This window comes from Janthinobacterium sp. SUN026 (assembly GCF_030397625.1).
Classification (GTDB): domain Bacteria; phylum Pseudomonadota; class Gammaproteobacteria; order Burkholderiales; family Burkholderiaceae_D; genus Janthinobacterium; species Janthinobacterium kumbetense.
Map to the genome: position 1 here is coordinate 218,181 of NZ_JAPQNU010000002.1, position 17,423 is coordinate 235,603.

Consider the following 17,423-nt stretch of genomic DNA (forward strand, 5'->3'; position numbering starts at 1 on the left):
CATATTTATCATAGGGCAGAGTCTACCCCAGCCGCCCGCAATTCCAGCGCAAACCGGTGGCCATCGACGACGTTGCCTTCCACGATGGCAATATCGGGCACAGCCACTCCCTGCGCAAAACCGCAGCGTTCCAGCACGCGGATCGACGCCGCATTGCCATCGATGGCGTAGGCGCACAGGCTGGCCAGCCGCCATTCGTCTTGCGCCAGGGCAATCAGGTACTGCAGCGCGGCCGTGGCCAGGCCCTTGCCCGCCTGCTGTTCCCCGATGCGGTAGCCGACTTCGGCTACGCCTTGCTCCCGGTCAATGTCCTTGAGGTTGGCGCGCCCGATCAATTGTCCGTGTTCGTCCACGATGACGCAGGGGTGCATGCGCCCCTGTGCGTGCTCGTCCAGGAATTGCGCGACGTGCGCGTGGATGCCGTCGATGCTGTAAAAAGCGTCCGGACGCCGGTCGATATGGCGCTCGAACCATGCCCGGTTGGCTTGCTCGAAGGCCAGCAAGGGCGCGGCGTCCTCCGGGCGCAGGGTGCGTATGGCAAAGGTGCTCATGGAAACTCCTGGAAAGGCATGAGTCTAGTGACGCGTGGCCCGGCCCGTCAATCTTGATTCCATGAATCAATATAAAGTGACAAACGCTACAATGGCCGCCATGAACAACGATCTGTCCGCCCTTGACGCGGCGCGCCTGCTGGGCGTCAGCCTGCCCACCCTGTATTCCTATGTGAGCCGGGGCTTGCTCGCTTCCGTCAGCAACGGTGCGTCGCGCCGCAAGCGCTATCCGCAGGAAGACGTGCTGCGCCTGGCGGCCCGTAAAAATGACGCCAAGCGGGGCGGCCAGACGGCCGTGGCCGCCATGCACTGGGGCTTGCCCGTGCTGGAGACGCGCATTTCCCACATCCTCGACGGCCGCTTGCTGTATCGCGGCTGCGATGCGGCGGCGCTGGCGCGGCACGCGACGCTGGAAATGACCGCCAGCCTGTTGTGGGACGATGGTGCGAGTGACTATTTTCAGCAAGACGCGCCCGCCCAGCCGCCAGGGCTGGCCAGCGCGCCCGACGCGCCGCCGCTGGCACGCGCCATGCTTGCCATGGCCATGCTGACGACAGCGGACATGCCGCACTCGCTGCAATCCGGCCCCGCCGTGATGCGCATCCTGGCCGCCGCCCTGCTGCAAACGGCGCCGTCCGCCATGCCGCTGCACTGGCAGCTGGCCCAGGCGTGGCAAGCGGACGCGCAGCAGTCTGCATTGCTGCGCGCCGCCCTCGTGCTGCTGGCCGACCATGAATTGAATGCGTCGACGTTTGCCGTGCGCTGCGTCGCCTCGACGGGCGCCAGCCTGCCGGCGGCGCTGGGTGCGGGCTTGGCGGCCTTGTCCGGAGACAAGCATGGCGGCGGCAGCGCGGCGGCCAGGTGCATGTTGACGCAGGCGCTGGCCGCGCCCGATGCCAGGGCTGCCATCGCTACCTTTTACACAGCCATCGCGCCGGAATTCGCCGGTTTCGGCCACCCGCTGTACCCGCTGGGCGACCCGCGCGCCGCGTATCTGCTGGGAATCCTGTCCGCGATGTCGCGCGGGTCCCCGCAGCTGCACGCCATCCTGGCCGCGTGCGCCATGGCGGGCGAGTTGCTCGAAGTAAAACCGAACGCCGACCTGGCGCTGGCCGCCATGGAACTGGCGTTCGGCTGGCCCGAGGGCGCGGGCATGAGCGTGTTTGCGCTGGCCCGCTCGGCCGGCTGGATAGCCCATGCGGCCGAGCAGGCAGACAGCGCGGCCCTGATACGCCCGCGCGCCCGCTATATCGGGCGCCACCAGCGCGACTGAAAATTCACGCTTGATTTATTACGCATACGTAGTAGTATACTTCGCATGCGTACCAATACCTCCCCCACCCCAGACGTACCCGATGCCGCCGCCTGCCCGCTGGGCGAGCGCTCGCCGCGCCTGTTCAATCTGCTCAATCTGGCGCGCCAGAACCTGTTTCGCTCGGCCGATGCCGTGTTTACCAGCGAACTTGGGTTTTCCGGCACGCAAGTGGTCGCCCTGTTTGCCCTGAAAGGCGAGGAAGGCTGCCAATTGAAGGATCTGGGGCGGGCGCTGCAGCTGAAAAACTCGGCCGTCACGGGCCTCGTGACGCGCATGGAAGAAAACGGCCTCATCGTGCGCGGCCAGTCGGCGCTCGACGCGCGCGCCGGCACCCTGCACATGTCGCCCAGGGGCGGCGAGGTGCTGGCCGCCGCCCTGCCCCTGCTCGACAGCCTGAATGAACAACTGAAGCAAGGTTTCAGCGAGGAAGAACTGGCCGTTGTCGCCCGCTTCCTGCTGCATGCCTCGCGCCTGCGTTTCCAGCAAGACATTTAATCGGCAAGACGTTTAACCCAACCCTCACCCCACAGGAGTTACCATGCACCCCAACGACATGACCGGCTTGCAACTGATGCAAGCTTTCGCGCAAGGCCTGTTTCCCCGGCCCGGCATTTCCAAGACCATGCCGATGGACGCCCACACGATCGAGCATGGCAGGGTCATCTTCACGGCGACGGCGAATGAAAACCACACCAATCCCATGGGCGGCGTGCACGGCGGTTTTGCCGCCACCGTGCTCGACACGGTCACGGGTTGCGCCACGCACACGGTCTTGCCGGCCGGCGAAAGCTACGGCACGACGGACCTGAACATCAAGATGTGCCGCCCCCTGCCCTTCAACGTGACGGTCTACGCGGAAGGAAAGGTCATCAATGCGGGACGCAACCTGGTCATTTCCGAAGGCACGATCCGCGACGAAGCCGGTAAGGTGTATGCGCACGCGACGGCCACCTGCATGATCATCCGTCCGGCCCAGCGGGAACAAGCGGCCGCATGATCCGTATTGGCAACATCGAGGAAGCCTGGCAGGTGCTGCAGGCCATCCCAGAGTTCGACCAAGAGCGCAGCCTGGCGCAATTGCAGGAGCGCCTGCCCGCCGGCGCGCTGGTGCTGATCGCGGAAGCGGACGGCCAGCCCGTCGGCTGCAAGCTGGGCTATGCCGCCGAGGATGGCTCCTTGTATAGCTGGCTCGGCGGCGTGCTGCTCGCGCACCGCAAGACGGGCCTGGCGCAGCGCCTGCTGGAGCGCCAGGAAAGCTGGGCACGCGAGCACGACTTTGCGGCCGTCACCGTAAAATCGATGAACCGCTATTCCGCCATGCTGCGCTTGCTGATCCGCAATGGCTATCAGATACGTGTCGTCGAACACTACGGTGACACGGCCAGGGAGCGCATTAATTTCATCAAAGCATTGTCCAAGAACGCTTCGTAAAATCACTTTCCTGTCTTCTACTTTTCAAAAGAGCAACAATGCCATACACTGCGCCATTCTGGTCCTGCGCTACGGGCCAGAAGCTGCCTCTCGCAATCTACGATTGAATACCTCAGGTATAAGAAAAGATGAAAAATTCGCTCCTCATGCTTGCTTTTATATCCTTATTTGGCGGCTGTTCTCATGCCACACTTACAGGAGATACCGGGTCAGTTGGCATTACCGGTGGTGTAGCAGCAGAGCATGAAGCTCTCGGTAATGGCAAACATATGTTGGTAGTGACAGCATCACCGGCTCTAGCTGAAACTGAGGGTTCAATTGAGCAGCGCATATTCATTCACGCGCAACGCGAAGCTGCTCGAATCTGCCCAAGAAAATTTGAGTTTGTTACAAATCCGAATGGCGTCGCTCCTCTTGCCGCGGGTTTTATGAAACGGTCACGTAGCTACGTATTTTCTTGCGCGTGAGATTGTGCTGCAGGAGGATTTTATGTCTCGGTCGGTACCTTACTTCAACCTCATCAGATTTGTAATGACCTCAACGTTCGTATTCTCACCGAATTCATTTTGGCTGCGTATTCCGGCACAAGTAGAAACTATTTCGATACAGCCGTTTGTCACGTCCTTCGGAGGGACTGACGAACTGCTTTGAAATGCTGTCCTGAAGACTTAGGTTGAGCTCAGCCAAAAGCAGAAAAAACAAGGCATATGCGTCACCCACCAACAGCGGCAATCGGCCATTTACAGACGAAGATAAAGCGCGAATTTACATCATTCATATGAACGAGCATACAAATTCTGAAGTTCACGTAACACTTACTGCTGATGAGGCCCTTGTGTTATTTGAGTTTTTGAGGCGCTACTCTGATTCAGGTCAATTGAACATAATAGACCAAGCAGAACAAAGAGCGCTCTGGAATTTGTGCTGCATTTTTGAGAAGAAATCAGTAGCTCCATTTAATATGGAATATGGTCAAGCGCTGTCAAAAGCTCGGGAACAATTGCGTGACGAGGAATAATTTCGGATGGTCGCCACCGACCGCAACCGGCCAGAAGCGGTCCCGATGTGGGCCCCGAGCAATCACTGAAACTTAATGCAAATGTTGAATAAGAGACTATTTGATGCTATCGCATCTGCGGTGGACTTGGATGACCCTGCAGAACAATTTTTATCTCAGCGATTCATGATTGAGGCGATAGGAAGAGTAACTTCACAATTACCTGAGGCTGCTAAATCAGCCGCAGCTGTGGCGAATCGATACATCACCGGCGCGGCGACGGCTGAGGAAGTCATTGCTGAGCGTGTACGGCTCTGGCGAGCAATTGAAGGGCGCGATCAATCGGACGAGCCCGACGTTTTGAAAATAAGAACTGCCATCTGCGCCTTGCATCCTATGGATATTGGCGCTTCTGCCGAAACATTGGAGTATTTTTTTGAGTTTTGGCGGCGAGGAGGCTTGCCGCAGGCTGAGCTTAAGGCCGCTGTTCACAACAAGTATGGCATTTGAGGTGACTTCAGCCGGCCAGGTCTCGCCTTCGGAACTTGAAATGCATCCTTTTCTTTGAGGTCAAATGATGGCTAAAAAGATCGCCTTTATTGTCCTCGGGTTCCTGGTTGGCATCGCATTCGATATGGTGCCTCATGCGGTTGAGGTCGTTGCAAAGAGCAACGTTTGTCGCGAATCATGCTCCAACTCGCTAAAAATCGTGTCAGTCGTCATCTATGCGATCTTGCCAATCGCATGGGCTGGACTCTTGGGAATCGTGATTGGAAAGCCTCGCGCACAACGAATACTGTTCATCAGCGCCCTATTCTCTCTGCTGATCATGGCAGTATTAACCTGGTTTCTCTACAAGCAGCAGCACCCATGATTATTATCAGGCGTTCCGTCACCTGCTGAAGGCGCGCCGCAAGGTCTTGTCGGCCGCCTCACCCCGCCGGTTTCTTCTTCGCCTTCAATAAACTTCCCGCCGCATTCTCTTCAAAACGCCCTGCCTCCTCTATATAGCCATGCACGGTACCGTCGTGGCGCCAGCCGCCCTGGCGTTTGATGGCCTGGAAATCGGCGCCTGCCCGGTGCGCGCTGGTGGCCATCCCCCGGCGCAGGCTGTGGCTGGACAATTCCGGCACGTAATCGAGTTCGGCCAGCCTGGCGCAGCTTTCCAGTATGGTATTGATGCTGCTCGCGTGCAGCGCTTTCGCGCTGACATGGCCCCATTGATTGATGGGGCGTAACAGCGGCCCCGTGCGGATATGCGCCGCGGCCAGCCAGGCGCGCAAGGCCGTGGCCGGACAGCAGACGCCGTCGCCGAACGGGATCGCCTTGACGATGCCCTCCCCCAGTTGATCCGTTTTCGAGCGGGGCAAGGTGATCACCATGCCCTGCGGCTCCCAGCTCACGTCTTCCAGCATCAACCCCGCCAGTTCGCTGCGCCGGAAACCGCCAAAAAATCCCAGCTGCAGCAAGGCGCTGTCGCGCAATGCCTTGACGCTGCCCAGCGCGGCCAGCCTGGCGACGATCAGCTCCAGGTCTTCCAGCGGCAAGGCTTTGGCCTTTTTCTTCGGCTTGCCGTGCAGGCGCGCGATGCCGGCCAGGGTCTTGCGCACGGTGGGCGTGGATGCGAGGTCGGCAAAGCCCTGGTACACATGCCATTGCGACAGGGCCGTCAGGCGCAGGGCCAGGGTGCGGGCGTTCAGGCTGTCCGCATACGCCAGCAGGTAGCGGATGACGGTGGACTCGTCGGCGGGCAGCGCCCCGCCCCAGGCCTGGAAGTGGCGGATGGCGGAACGGTAGGTGCGGCGCGTGTTGTCGGACGTGGCGGCGGTAAGAAACGCCTGGTGGCGCGCGGCCAGCTCGGCATCGATCAGGGCGCCGCGTAACGGCACAGGAGTCAAGGCGGCGCTTTTGGGCACGGCGACACGGCGTTTGGAAAGAGGCAAATCGGGCATGGAATCGCTGAAATCGGGCTGGTGTACTGGGAAATACGCAGAATACCATGCAAACCACACCCATAACCCGCGATAAGCGATCTTATCGAGATATATATTTTTCAAAAACGATCAAAATTTATATCGTAATATTATGCGATATTACGTATTATGTAATACGTTACTAAATTTCGCTCATAGGTGATTTCATGGCCCGCACCGGCATTCTGTACTCTGATGTTATGAAAGCAGCCCAAATCGTCGCTGCCGACGGGCGCAATCCCACGGTCGACAGCGTGCGCGAAGCGCTGGGCAGCACGGGCAGCAAGAGCACCATCGCTCCCCTGCTGAAACGCTGGAAGGAAGAGTTCCAGGGCGTGGGCGCCGTGAAAACGGAATCAGGCTTGCCGGCAGAACTGATGGAAGCGATGCGCGGCGTGTACGACAAGCAGCAGCGCGACGTGGCGCAGCAGCTGGAAACGGGCATGCGGGAAAACCGCGCCGAACTCGACGCGGCTTTGGCGCAGCTGAAGAAGACGGAAACGGAACGCTTGAAACTGACGGAGGCGCGCGCCGCCCTCACCCAGGAATTGCGCGCCACGCAGCACGCGCTGGCGCAATTGAAGGAAGAACACCATTTCCGCGCAGTCACCCTGGCCACCTTGCACAGCGATAACGCGGGCCTGACGCAGCGCCTGGCCGACCGGGGCGAGGAAATCGCCGCCCTGAACCGCCAGCTGGCGCAGGTGCGTTCGCAGTTCGAGCATTACCAGGAAGCGGCCGCCACGCAGCGCAGCGAGGAACGGGCCCAGGCGCAGCAACGGATCAGTCGCCTGGAACAGGACAACGCCCAGCTGCAACAGCGCCTGCAAGGCCAGCAAGCGACGCTGGTGCAGCAGGATATGCGGCTGGCGCAGCTGCAGGCGAAGCAAACGACGCTGGCGGCCCAGGCCGCGGCAGACCGCGAAGCCCTGGCGACCGTGCGTCCCGAGCGCGACCAGTTCGAATTTCAATACTTGCAGGCGGCCACGTCCGCCGACGCGCTGCTGGCCAAGCTCGACACGGCCCTGCTGGCGCTGAACGACGCCAAGGTGGCGCTGGCCGCGCAAGACCGGCAACTCGACATGCTGGCGGAAAACGGGCAACTATCGCAACAGAAAATGGAAGCCTTGGCGCAGGAGCGCGACGGCTTGCTGCGCGACAATGCCGGCATGGCGGCCAGGCTGGGACTGCTCATGGATAGCAAGCGGAAGCGCGATGTTTGAACCCGTCCACATGGTCTGGGATCTCCATGATGGCCCCAGGACGGACATCGCCCGCTATCGGGGCTTGCCCCGCTATTTCGCCTGTCCCATGACGGCCGACGGGGCAAATATGTGCCGCATTTCACGTTGACGCCGATCGGCGCGCCGCTCGAGCAAAACTATGACCGTGCTCCCATGGATGCCACGTTTGACAAAGTGGATCCGGCTGGCGGCGCTTGCTTGCGCGCTTCCGACACGCCGAGCACGAACAGGACGACCCACAGCAGGACGCCAAAATAATCGAGGAAATCGAGGCTGGCGAGGAACACGGCGGTATCGTTCGGGTCGCGCGGCCGGTAATGCACGCGGATGTGCGCACCGGGCGCCATGCTGGCCAGGCGCCAAGCCGTGACGGCCTGGTCGCGGTGGCAGCCGGCGTTGCCTATCCGCGAGACGCCGATACGCGAGCTGCGGTAGGCCTTGCCATCCACGCTGTAGCGGTAGCTGAGCTTGACGCACCAGTCCTGCGACTTTCCCGTGCGCTGATACATGCTGCTGCGTACGATCTCGGCGCTGGTCACGGGCCAGGCTGGCGAGGCGAGCTTGTCATACGCGCGCCAGAAGGAAAAATACGCGGTGGGAAGGGCGAGCAGGATCAGGAACCAGCCCATCATTCTCGCCAGGGCGGGGTCGATGGCGCCAGGGTCTTTCATCGCCCGGGCGGTGCGGCGCGGTAGCGCACCCGTATCCACGCGCCGAGGATGTCCACGCCGCCGTCGCCGGCGTCTTCGACCCAGCCCGCGCGCGCATACAAGCGCCGCGCGCCCGTATTGGCCAGCTGCGTCTTGAGGCTCAGCCGGGGGCCGAAGCGCGCCGCCACGGCGGCCAGCAGCTGTGTGCCGATGCCCAGTCCGCTGTGCGCCGGGTGCACATATAAATGGTGCAGGAAATGCTCGGGCGCGTCGCCCGTGTGCACGGCCGCAAAGCCGGCGACGATGCCGTCACGCTCGGCAACGAGGATTTCTTCGCCCTGCGTCGCTGCCGTGAAAGCGGCGGCGCTGGCGACAGGGCCGAAGGTGTCGCGCCCCGCCAGCGCCAGGATGGCGGCGCAGGAAGGCGTGTCCGCCAGCGCGAATGGCCGAAGCGTGGCTGGCGTCATGCGGCGGCGCGCAAGCGAGGCGATGCCGTGGCGAAATGAGGACGAAGCATGGCGGGCGCGTATCAGTTATCGGAATGCCATTATACGGTCACAAACGGCGGTTCAGCACGCTGTCGATATCGTGGGTTTTCAATTCCACTTCGAGCGTGCCGTCTTGCAGCCAGTAACCGTCGTCCCCCTGGCGTAGCGCGTCCAGGTCGAGCGTGCCCAGCGCTGGCGGGATGGCGCCGGCGAGAACAGCGGCTGCATCGTCCCAGGCCGCATACAACAGTTTCAGGTACCAGCCGTCGTCGTGGGCAAAGGCGAGGAAGCGGTTTTGCAAGGCGGCCAGCCCCGTGCGCCGCGACGCGGCGGCGTGATAGGCCAGCGCCGCGGCCACGTCCCCATCCTGGGGCGCCGGCGCCGCGCCCCGCCAGTCGGCCCAGGCATGGCTGCCGCAGGCGTGCAGGTCTTCCCGGGCCAGGGCCGGCAACTGTTGCCGCGCCAGGGTCTGGTAGCCGGCGGGCTTCCTGGCCGTTCCGGCGCTGCCCTTGCGCAGCACGATGCCGCCGGACTCGCCGAGGCTGGGGAGAAAATCCTTGAATTCAATGCCGGAAGCGACCAGCATGCGCTCGGCCGGGTCGTGCCACAGATACAGATAATGTCTCAAGTCGGAGTCCGTTTGGGTTTCGGTGTCGTATTCAGCGCCACGGCGGCGCGTATCAGCGCCTTGAACGCCGCCGTATCGAGGTGCGCGCCTTCGTGCAGGTCGATGGCCCGGCGCGTGTTGCCGTCCAGACTGGCATTGAACAGGCCGGCCGGATCGGGCAAGGCGGCGCCCTTGGCGAAGGTGAGTTTCACGGCCAGTTTATAGGTTTCGCCCGTGCAAATCATGCCCGCGTGGGACCAGACGGGCACGCCGCGCCATTTGACTTCCTCGACCACGTCCGGGTCCGCCTGGCGTATCAGTGCGCGCACCGTGGCCAGCGTCTTGCCGCGCCAGTCGGCCAGCGCGGCGATTTTCGCGTCGATCAGGCGAGCAGCGGACTCGGCGCTCACCGCGCCATCCTGGGACTGCGTATTTGGCTCTGCTTTTTTCATGGCGGTGATCTCCTTTCCTGGCTTGCCTGTGCCTGTGTGCGCCTGCCTTACGGCGCGGGATCGGCCATGCAAGCGGCCAGCGAGCTGATGAACTGGTCGCGCAAGGCCTGGTACTGCGCATCCGTCGCGAATTCCCGTTTGTCCGCCGGCTGGTTGAGCAGATAGGCGGTGGCGACCGTCCCGCTGGCGGCATGCAGCAAGGTGTATAAACTGATGATGCCCGCCGATTGCGTGACATTGGGATTGTTCAATCCTAGCACTTCCACGCCCTGGCGCGTGTCCGTTTCCAGCGACACCAATTGGGGCGCCTTGCTGTTGGCGGCCATCTGCTGCATCTGCGCCACGATGGTGTCGCGGTCGGCGGCAAACCTGCCTTCGGCGCTGCGTTCGATTTTCAGGTTCACCAGGGGCAAGCTGCCCTTGCGGAACAGCATCAGCCGATAGCCATCGGCCGTCGACACCTGCCCCTCTCCCGTCGCCAGCTTGACGCTGCGCGTCGTCACGTGCGCGGGCAGGCGGTCCTGCTGCCGGAACTGGAACTCGCTGCGGTTGATGCATTGCGCCAACGGCCCCAGGGGATCGGCCGTGCGGTCTTGCGCCTGGACGGCCAGGGCGGCAACGAGCATGGGAATGGCAAGCAATGGGCGGCGATTCATGAGCGGCATCAGTCAGGAGTGAAGGTGCCGCGAGCATAACCGTCCATATTGCCAGAAGGCAAATGTTTAGTTGCCATCCTCTAAAGCCCGCGTGCGTGGCTTCTTAATAGGAAATTCACCTGGCCCGCGTAGCATTCAGATTGGCAAGGCTCTCATTGTGCAGCGCCTGCCCTTTTCCGGCTGAATCATGAATGACATCGCTTTACCCCTGCACCACGGCGCCGCCGTGCCGCACCCTGCCAGCGGCCACCGTTTGAAAGCGGCGCTGGGCGCCCTCTTCTTTCCCCGCCAGCGCACGCGCTGGCAAGCTTTCCTGGGCAGCATGCCCGGCCTGAATTCGCTGGCGCAGCTGCATCCTTGCTTGCGCTTCAAGATTTACCGCCCTTACGCCTCGCGCCGGCTCGGTTGCGCGGACAGACTGGCCTTGCTGGAAGGCCATTACCGTTTCCTGTGGCAAGCCGGGGCGCGCGCCCTGGTCGAGCGGGCCGCGCGCCAGCCCGTGGTGCTGGCCGCGTTCGAAGGCAAGGATGGGGCGCTGTACCGCTTGCAGCTGACGGCCATCCACGACAGCTACCGCGAAGGCGAACTGTGCCTGCGCCTGACGCGCGACGGCCAGCCGTTCTACCTGGCCAGCTTCCTGTTCCTACCGCGCGCCGATGGCGTGTCCCTGCAACTGGGTGCGCTGCAAGGCTTGCGCTCGGAAGCGGGCGCGCAAGCCGTGAAGGCGGCCACGCGGGCGCTGCACGGTTGCCGCCCGAAAAACCTGATGGTGACGGCCCTGCGCGATTTCGGCGATTTTTTTGCCTGCAATAACCTGTTTTTGATCAGCAATGACAACCGCATCGCCCTGAATGCGCGGCGCCGGCGCCATATCGCCGCCGATTACGACCTGGCATGGCAGGAATTGCATGCCTTGCGCATGCGCGACGGTAATTATCACTTGCCCTGCGCCCCCTACCGGGCGCCCGATCTGGCCGACGTGCCGTCAAAGAAACGGGCCGATGCGCGCCGGCGCGGTGAATTGCTGCAATGCATGTCTGCCGACATGCGCGCGCAGCTGGCGTGCCTGCTGGAAGCGCCGATGGCTGAACATTGAGCAAACGCAAGCCTTGCCATACCGGCAAACATAAAACTCAGGCAACCTTCATGTTGGGCCCGTATCCTTCACCATGCATGCCAGCCACCTTCCCCATGCGCCGGCGTGCCTTCGATCCACTCTGGACAAGGTTACCCATGACACCCACTTTCGCCCTCCTCCCCCTTTGCCTCGCCGGCAGCGCTGCACTGGCCGCGCCCGCGCTGGACGACGCCGTGCGCCAGCGCGCGGAAGAACTCACGCGCACGGGCTTGCACGCCAGCATCGTCATCGCCGTGATCGAAGGCAAGGACAGCGCCGTATATGGTTTTGGCAGCAGCCAGACAGGCAAGAGCGCCAAGCCTGGCGCCGACACCGTTTACCAGATCGGTTCCGTCACCAAGACCATGACCGCCTTGCTGCTGGCCAACGCCGTCGTCGAAGGCAAGGTCAAGCTCGACGAGCCCGTGGCGGCCTTGTTGCCGGGCTATGCCGTGCCTGCCTTCGATGGAAAAACGATCAGCCTGCTCGACCTGGCCACGCATTATTCCTCGCTGCCGCGCTTGCCCGACAACTTTGCGCCCAAGGACCCGGCCAACCCGTATGCCGATTACACGGAAACGAAGCAGCGGCAGTTTCTCGCCGCCTACCACCTGCCGCGTGCGCCAGGCACGGCCTTTGACTACTCGAACATCGGCTACGCCGTGCTGGGCACGGCCCTGGCCGCACAGGCCGGCACCAGCTATGAAGCGCTGCTGCAAAAGCGCATCGCCGTGCCGCTCGGCATGCGCTCCACCTCGAACAAGCCCACGCACGGCATGCTGGCGCGCCTGGCGCCAGGCCATCTGCTGTCGGGCGAAGCCACGCCCGCCTGGGATTTGAATGTGGTGGCGCCGGCCGGCGGCGTGTATTCCAGCGCGCGCGACATGGTCGCCTACCTGCAGGCATATATGTTCAAGCCGCTGCGCCCGTATGCGCTGGCGATCCAGCCGCAGCGTCCGGTGGCGTCCGGCGACGACACGAAAATCGGCCTGTCCTGGCTGCTGGAACAGCGACAGGGCCAGGCCTACGCCTGGCACAGCGGCCAGACGGGCGGCTACAGCAGCTATGCGGCGTTCACGACGGACGGCAAGCGGGGCGTGGTGGTGCTGACGAATACGGCGCGCGACGTCGATGCACTGGGCTTGTCCACCTTGCTGCCCGGCACGCCCCTGCCGCCGCTGAAAAAGCCGCAAGCGGCCATCGACGTGCCGCGCGCCGCGCTCGCCGAGTACGTTGGCGAGTATCCATTGGACAAGGATTTCACCTTGACGGTGAGCCTGGGCAAGCAAGGCCTGGAAGCGGCCGGTACGGGCATGGGATCCGCCCCCTTGTTTGCCAGCGCGAAAGACCAGTTCTTCTTCCGCGCCATCGACGCGGAACTGGCGTTTACGCGCGATGCGGCGGGCAAGATCGCCAGTGCCGTGCTCAAGCAAAGCGGGCAGGACACGGTCTTGCCGCGCAAACCGTAGCGATCAAGCTGCCGGGTCTTGCATGAATTGCTCGACCCGCGCGACAAACTCCGCCTTGCTGCGCGTGCGAAACTCGCCCAGGAAGGCGTCGCTGCCCTGCACGATCTTGCCGTCGCGGTCGTATGCCACCTTGCCCATCTCCAGCACGAATTCGCCCTGCGGATCGTCTTCCGGCTCGAAGTGCGAATTGAAGCAGTAACCGCTGTCGCGGCAGCTGCCCCACAGCAGCAATGCGCTGCTGAACCATTCCATGGTGTCCGGCCCCGGCTCCACCTCGAACAGGGTGTTGACGGTGATGTGCCAGCCGCCCGGTACCCGCAGCGGCTGCAAGGGATAGGGAAAGCGTGGCGGTTTCATGGGGATGCTGGCGCGCGGCGCGTTTGATAAAAGGCGAGGAATTGCGCGGCCGGCAGCGCTTTGGCGAACAGCCAGCCCTGGCCGAATTCGACTTTGCGTTCCAGCAAATAATCGGCTTGCTGCTGCGTTTCGATGCCTTCGGCCACGATCAGCATGTTCAGGGTGCGGGCCATGGCGATGATGTGCGGCGTGACGCTGCTGGTGGCGGCGTCCGTGCCGATGGTATCGACGAAGGATTTGTCGATCTTCAAGGCGTCGAGCGGCAGGTTTTGCAGGCTCGACAGGCTGGAATAGCCGGTGCCGAAGTCGTCGATGGCCACGGCGTGGCCGCGCGCCCTGGCCTTTTCGATGGTGGCGCGCGCCGCGTCCACGTTGATGAAGCCCCGCTCCGTCGCTTCCAGCCAGATCTGCTGCGCCTCGATGCCCGTGCCGGCCAATGCCCGCTCCAGCACGTCGAGCACGCGGCCCGTTTCGATATCGCTGGCGCACAGGTTGATGGCGATGTGCAATTCGCGGTCGGCCAGCAGCGCGGCGCGCATGTCGGCGATGACGCAATCGATCACCTGGTCGGTGATGGGCAAGATCAGATCGCCTTCCTCGGCCACGGGGATGAACAGGTCGGGCCGTATCATGCTGCCATCGGGGCGGCGCCAGCGTATCAGCGCCTCGGCGCCCACGCACACGCCCGTGTCGAGGGCAATGATCGGTTGATAATGGACAAAGAATTCGCGCCGGTCGATGGCGATACGCAACTCTCCCATCAGCGACAAACGGCGGCGCGACAGCCACACGACGATGCCGACGAGGAAGGCAGCCATCAGCAGGCCCAGCGGCAAGAGCAGCAGCTGTTCGCGCCGCAGCCTGTCGTTCAGCTTGCTACGCGGTTCGATCATGACGGCCGTCAAGCCATCGCGGTACAGCATGGCATGGATGCTGCCGTCCGGTACGGCGCCGGCCGCCGCCGGCTGGCCGGCCAGCAAGGCTTGCACCAGCGCCGGGTCCGGATGGTGCAAGGTGTCGAGCACGCCCCGCTTGCCGATGGCCACGGCCATCTGGATGTCGCTGTCGACGATGACGTCGGAAAAGCGCACGGGATCGATCAGCACCTTGTAGGCGCGATACGACAGCCCCACCATGCGCTTGCCGCCGCTGACGACGGGGCGCAGGTCGAAATCGAGGCCCATGCCATTGTCCAGGGTAAAGTCGGCGGGCGTGACGGCGATGCGCTCTTCCTCGATGCCCGTGGACGTGCATTTGAGCAAGCCGTTTTCCACATAGCCGATATCGTCGATGCTGCGCGTGGTGATGGTGATGCGGCGCAATTGCTGGACATGGGCTTCCGAACACGGCGCCAGCTCCAGCGCATCGGCGCTGCGCAGGGCCATGCTGGCCGAGGCGATCGAACGGTGGGCGCGCTCGAGCGCGTAACCGGCCAGCAGGCGCAGGCGTTCCTGCTCGCCCTGCTCGGCGCGCACGGACGACAGGTAAAAGGCCAGGCTCAGGGGAGCGGCCACGCCGATGACGGCCACCAGCACGCTGGTGATGATGATGCGTTTTCTGCGCATGTGATTACCTGCGGTAGTTATATGATTGCCATGTATTTCCTGATGGCATCATATTACAAGCAGAGGCCGCGCACGCAGAACTTGCTGAACAGTTACACTTTTTCCAGCGGCCTTGCCAGCACGAACACCAGCGCCGCCACCACGGCTGCCAAGCCGCCAGCCAGGTACAGCACGCTGGCAAAGCCGTCGATGAAGGCGTGCCGCGCCGCTTCCTGCGCCACGGCTTGCAGGGCGGGCGGCAGCTGGCCGAAGGCGTCGGACGCGTTGCCGGCGACGATGCGACCGATCATTTCCGGCGAAGCCTTCAAGCCGTGCAGCCACGCCAGTTGCTCGAACGAGGCGGCCGTGCGCATGGCCAGCACGGCGCCCAGCGCGCCCACGGCCAGCACGATGCCGACGAAGCGCGTGGTGGTGCTGATGCCGGAGCCCATGCCCGTGCGTTCGCGGGGGATGCAGGCGAGGATGGCTTTTTGCGTGGTGCCGTTGAGCAATCCGGCCCCCGCCCCCGTGACGACCATGCCCGCCGCCACCCAGCCATACTGCAGGCTGGCGGCGGCCAGGGCCGTGGCCACGTTGCCCGCGGCGACGATCAGCAGCCCCGTCACGAGGATGCCGCGGTCGTCCAGGTAATGCATGGCGCGCGGCGCCAGGCGCGACAGCACGACCATGGCGACGGCAAACGGCAGCATGGCGCAGCCGGCCAGCACGGCGGAAAAGCCGAAGGCGTTCTGCAGATACAGCGGTAAAAAGGTCATCATCACTTGCGCGGCGATGGCGTAGCCGAACATGCCCAGCACGGCGCCGACGAACACGCGCCGGCCAAACAGGGATAAATCGACCATGGGCGCGCGCTGGCGCCGCTCCACCAGCACGAACACCAGCAGCAGCGCCGCGCCCGCCAGGAAGCGCAGCAGTGTGGCGCGGCTGGACCAGCCCGCCACGCTGGCGTCGATCAAGCCCCAGATGATGCAGAACAGGCCGGCGGAAAACAGCAGCGCGCCCGCCGGGTCGAAGCTGGCGTTGGACGCATCCTTCGATTCATCCACGTGCCTGCTAACCAGCCACATCAAGATGGCCACGACGGGCAGGTTCAGGTAGAAAATCCAGCGCCAGTTGATGGCGCTCGTGATCAGGCCGCCCAAGAGGGGCGCCACCGTCATGGCCACGCCCATGGCCGCGCCCCACACGGACCAGGCGCGCGCCCGCTCCTTTTCCGCATGAAACGTGTGGCCGATGACGGCCAGCGCGGAGGTGAGCAGCAGCGCGGCGCCGAGTCCCTTGACGGCACGCGCCACGTTGAGCACGAACGGCGTCCAGGCCAGGCCGCACAGCAGGGACGCCAGCGCGAACACGGCCAGGCCAAACAGCATCACCCTGCGCCGTCCCAGGCGGTCGGCGATGCTGCCGGCTGGCAACAGGAACGAGGCGAACGCCAGCATGTAGGCGCTGACCACCCATTCCACGTCGACGAAGCTGGCGTTGAGCGAGCGGGCGATCGACGGCAGGGAAACGGCCACCACGTTGGTGTCGAGCATGATCAGCGCGCACACGCCCGAGCACGTATATAAGGTCCAGTTGGTATTCTTCATGCCCCGATTGTAAGCACGCTTGTATTATTTCCTGTTATAAGATGATCGCCTTATAATTCACTAATGGTGAATACAGACAAAGACATGGAATTACGGCATTTCCGCTGCGTGCTGGCCGTCGCGCACAGCCTGCACTTCGCGCGAGCAGCCGCGGAACTCGGCATTTCGCCGCCCGCGCTGACCAAGCAGGTGCAGGAAACGGAAAGCTTGCTCGGCACGCGCCTGTTCCAGCGCAGCAAGCGCGCCGTGGCCCTGACGGCGGCCGGCGAATTGTTCGTCATCGAAGCCACCCGCGCGCTGGGGCAGCTGGCGCAGGCGCAGGAAGTGGCGCGGCGGGCGGGACGGGGCGAGCTGGGACGGCTGGAAATCGGCTACGTGGCCTCGGCCGCCTACTCAGGCGTGCTGCAGGACCAGTTCGCCCGCTTTCGCGCCAGCCACCCCGGCATCCACATCGGCGCGCGCGAGTACGCGATGGATGCCCTGCCCGGCTTGCTGGACCAGGGCCGGGTGGACCTGGCCTTCGTGCGCCCGCCCCTGCATTTGCCGGATGGACTCGACAGCGTGGTCTTGCTGCGCGACCGCTTCGTGCTGGCCGTGCAAGCGGACAGCCCGCTGGCAAGCCTCGGCGTGGCGGGGCCGGCCGCGCTGGCGCAGCAGGCGTTCATCGTGCCGGAACAGGAATTGGGGACACTGGAAGCGAGCCGGCGCGGCGGCTTTGCGGCCCAGGTGGTGTCGCGCCCGGGCAGCCTGGTGGCCGTGCTGACGGAAGTGTCGCTGGGCGTGGGCTGCGCCATCGTGCCCCACTCGGTGATGGCCAGCGTGCAATTGCCCGGTGTGGTATTCCGCGAGCTGGAAGGGCCGCAGATCAGCTCGGAAATCGCCGTGGCCTTCCGCCGCCACGAACAGGCGCCCGCCGCGCGCGCCTTCATCGCCCAGCTGCGCGCGGCGGCGCTGACTTAAGG

General features: G+C 63.6%; 21 protein-coding genes and 1 pseudogene. 12 read left to right on the forward strand and 10 right to left on the reverse strand.

Annotated features, from left to right (window positions below):
- Positions 1 to 8 precede the first annotated feature (8 nt).
- Positions 9 to 551: a GNAT family N-acetyltransferase gene (locus tag OX459_RS10800; RefSeq protein ID WP_289904997.1), complete on the reverse strand. Its 543-nt coding sequence runs from the start codon at positions 549 to 551 to the stop codon at positions 9 to 11.
- 76 nt (positions 552 to 627) lie between these two features.
- Here OX459_RS10800 and OX459_RS10805 point away from each other — a divergent pair, with 76 nt between their 5' ends.
- From OX459_RS10805 to OX459_RS10840, 8 genes are all read left to right on the forward strand, one after another.
- The gene (locus tag OX459_RS10805; protein ID WP_289904998.1) at positions 628 to 1,824 is read left to right on the forward strand and encodes a citrate synthase; all 1,197 of its coding nucleotides are present in this window, start codon (positions 628 to 630) and stop codon (positions 1,822 to 1,824) included.
- A 45-nt stretch (positions 1,825 to 1,869) separates the two neighbouring features.
- Entirely contained in the window at positions 1,870 to 2,361 is a 492-nt protein-coding gene (locus OX459_RS10810; protein ID WP_289904999.1) for a MarR family winged helix-turn-helix transcriptional regulator, read from the forward strand.
- A gap of 43 nt (positions 2,362 to 2,404) precedes the next feature.
- Positions 2,405 to 2,863 carry a PaaI family thioesterase gene (locus OX459_RS10815; protein ID WP_099668007.1) on the forward strand — a complete coding sequence of 153 codons (459 nt, stop codon included), beginning with the start codon at positions 2,405 to 2,407 and terminating at the stop codon, positions 2,861 to 2,863.
- Positions 2,860 to 3,297, forward strand: a complete 438-nt coding sequence (locus OX459_RS10820; RefSeq protein ID WP_289905000.1) for a GNAT family N-acetyltransferase — start codon at positions 2,860 to 2,862, stop codon at positions 3,295 to 3,297. The genes OX459_RS10815 and OX459_RS10820 overlap by 4 nt, the downstream gene beginning before the upstream one ends.
- 128 nt (positions 3,298 to 3,425) lie before the next feature.
- A complete protein-coding gene (locus OX459_RS10825) occupies positions 3,426 to 3,764 on the forward strand; it encodes a hypothetical protein (RefSeq protein ID WP_289905001.1) in 339 nt (112 codons plus the stop codon).
- Between the two features lie 206 nt (positions 3,765 to 3,970).
- Positions 3,971 to 4,315, forward strand: coding sequence for a hypothetical protein (locus OX459_RS10830; protein WP_289905002.1), 345 nt, complete (start codon positions 3,971 to 3,973; stop codon positions 4,313 to 4,315).
- Between the two features lie 75 nt (positions 4,316 to 4,390).
- Complete coding sequence (locus OX459_RS10835) at positions 4,391 to 4,804, forward strand: hypothetical protein (RefSeq protein WP_289905003.1); 414 nt, start codon at positions 4,391 to 4,393, stop codon at positions 4,802 to 4,804.
- 67 nt (positions 4,805 to 4,871) lie between these two features.
- Positions 4,872 to 5,168, forward strand: a complete 297-nt coding sequence (locus OX459_RS10840; RefSeq protein ID WP_289905004.1) for a hypothetical protein — start codon at positions 4,872 to 4,874, stop codon at positions 5,166 to 5,168.
- A 58-nt stretch (positions 5,169 to 5,226) separates the two neighbouring features.
- On the opposite strand, the gene OX459_RS10845 is transcribed toward OX459_RS10840, so the two are convergent.
- On the reverse strand, positions 5,227 to 6,246 hold the full coding sequence (locus OX459_RS10845; RefSeq protein ID WP_289905005.1) for a tyrosine-type recombinase/integrase: 1,020 nt from the start codon (positions 6,244 to 6,246) through the stop codon (positions 5,227 to 5,229).
- Positions 6,247 to 6,467: 221 nt separating this feature from the next.
- On the opposite strand from OX459_RS10845, the gene OX459_RS10850 reads away from it, so the two are divergent.
- Positions 6,468 to 7,490 carry a DNA-binding protein gene (locus OX459_RS10850; RefSeq protein ID WP_289905006.1) on the forward strand — a complete coding sequence of 341 codons (1,023 nt, stop codon included), beginning with the start codon at positions 6,468 to 6,470 and terminating at the stop codon, positions 7,488 to 7,490.
- A gap of 158 nt (positions 7,491 to 7,648) precedes the next feature.
- On the opposite strand, the gene OX459_RS10855 is transcribed toward OX459_RS10850, so the two are convergent.
- The 5 genes from OX459_RS10855 to OX459_RS10875 all read right to left on the reverse strand — a co-directional run bounded on the left by OX459_RS10855 (position 7,649) and on the right by OX459_RS10875 (position 10,364).
- Complete coding sequence (locus tag OX459_RS10855; RefSeq protein WP_289905007.1) at positions 7,649 to 8,182, reverse strand: DUF3592 domain-containing protein; 534 nt, start codon at positions 8,180 to 8,182, stop codon at positions 7,649 to 7,651.
- Positions 8,179 to 8,628 carry a GNAT family N-acetyltransferase gene (locus OX459_RS10860; protein ID WP_289897944.1) on the reverse strand — a complete coding sequence of 150 codons (450 nt, stop codon included), beginning with the start codon at positions 8,626 to 8,628 and terminating at the stop codon, positions 8,179 to 8,181. Before OX459_RS10860 ends, OX459_RS10855 begins: the two co-directional genes overlap by 4 nt.
- 88 nt (positions 8,629 to 8,716) lie before the next feature.
- Positions 8,717 to 9,277, reverse strand: a complete 561-nt coding sequence (locus OX459_RS10865) for a hypothetical protein (protein ID WP_289905008.1) — start codon at positions 9,275 to 9,277, stop codon at positions 8,717 to 8,719.
- Positions 9,274 to 9,708 (reverse strand): DUF1801 domain-containing protein, encoded by a 435-nt coding sequence (locus OX459_RS10870; RefSeq protein WP_289905009.1) that lies wholly within the window; start codon positions 9,706 to 9,708, stop codon positions 9,274 to 9,276. The genes OX459_RS10865 and OX459_RS10870 overlap by 4 nt, the downstream gene beginning before the upstream one ends.
- 47 nt (positions 9,709 to 9,755) lie before the next feature.
- On the reverse strand, positions 9,756 to 10,364 hold the full coding sequence (locus tag OX459_RS10875) for a hypothetical protein (protein WP_289905010.1): 609 nt from the start codon (positions 10,362 to 10,364) through the stop codon (positions 9,756 to 9,758).
- Positions 10,365 to 10,551: 187 nt separating this feature from the next.
- Between OX459_RS10875 and OX459_RS10880 the strand changes: the two genes are divergently transcribed.
- Both OX459_RS10880 and OX459_RS10885 read left to right on the forward strand, forming a co-directional pair.
- Positions 10,552 to 11,460 carry a DUF535 family protein gene (locus OX459_RS10880; RefSeq protein ID WP_289905011.1) on the forward strand — a complete coding sequence of 303 codons (909 nt, stop codon included), beginning with the start codon at positions 10,552 to 10,554 and terminating at the stop codon, positions 11,458 to 11,460.
- Positions 11,461 to 11,597: 137 nt separating this feature from the next.
- The gene (locus OX459_RS10885; protein WP_289905012.1) at positions 11,598 to 12,950 is read left to right on the forward strand and encodes a serine hydrolase; all 1,353 of its coding nucleotides are present in this window, start codon (positions 11,598 to 11,600) and stop codon (positions 12,948 to 12,950) included.
- Between the two features lie 3 nt (positions 12,951 to 12,953).
- Here the strand turns inward: OX459_RS10885 and OX459_RS10890 are convergent, their stop codons facing one another.
- The 3 genes and pseudogenes from OX459_RS10890 to OX459_RS10900 all read right to left on the reverse strand — a co-directional run.
- On the reverse strand, positions 12,954 to 13,307 hold the full coding sequence (locus OX459_RS10890; RefSeq protein ID WP_289905013.1) for a hypothetical protein: 354 nt from the start codon (positions 13,305 to 13,307) through the stop codon (positions 12,954 to 12,956).
- The gene (locus tag OX459_RS10895) at positions 13,304 to 14,872 is read right to left on the reverse strand and encodes an EAL domain-containing protein (protein WP_289905014.1); all 1,569 of its coding nucleotides are present in this window, start codon (positions 14,870 to 14,872) and stop codon (positions 13,304 to 13,306) included. The genes OX459_RS10890 and OX459_RS10895 overlap by 4 nt, the downstream gene beginning before the upstream one ends.
- A 92-nt stretch (positions 14,873 to 14,964) precedes the next feature.
- Positions 14,965 to 16,464, reverse strand: a pseudogene (locus OX459_RS10900) (MFS transporter); the annotation flags it as partial.
- An 81-nt stretch (positions 16,465 to 16,545) separates the two neighbouring features.
- Between OX459_RS10900 and OX459_RS10905 the strand changes: the two are divergent.
- On the forward strand, positions 16,546 to 17,421 hold the full coding sequence (locus OX459_RS10905) for a LysR substrate-binding domain-containing protein (protein WP_289905015.1): 876 nt from the start codon (positions 16,546 to 16,548) through the stop codon (positions 17,419 to 17,421).
- The last annotated feature ends 2 nt before the right edge of the window (positions 17,422 to 17,423 follow it).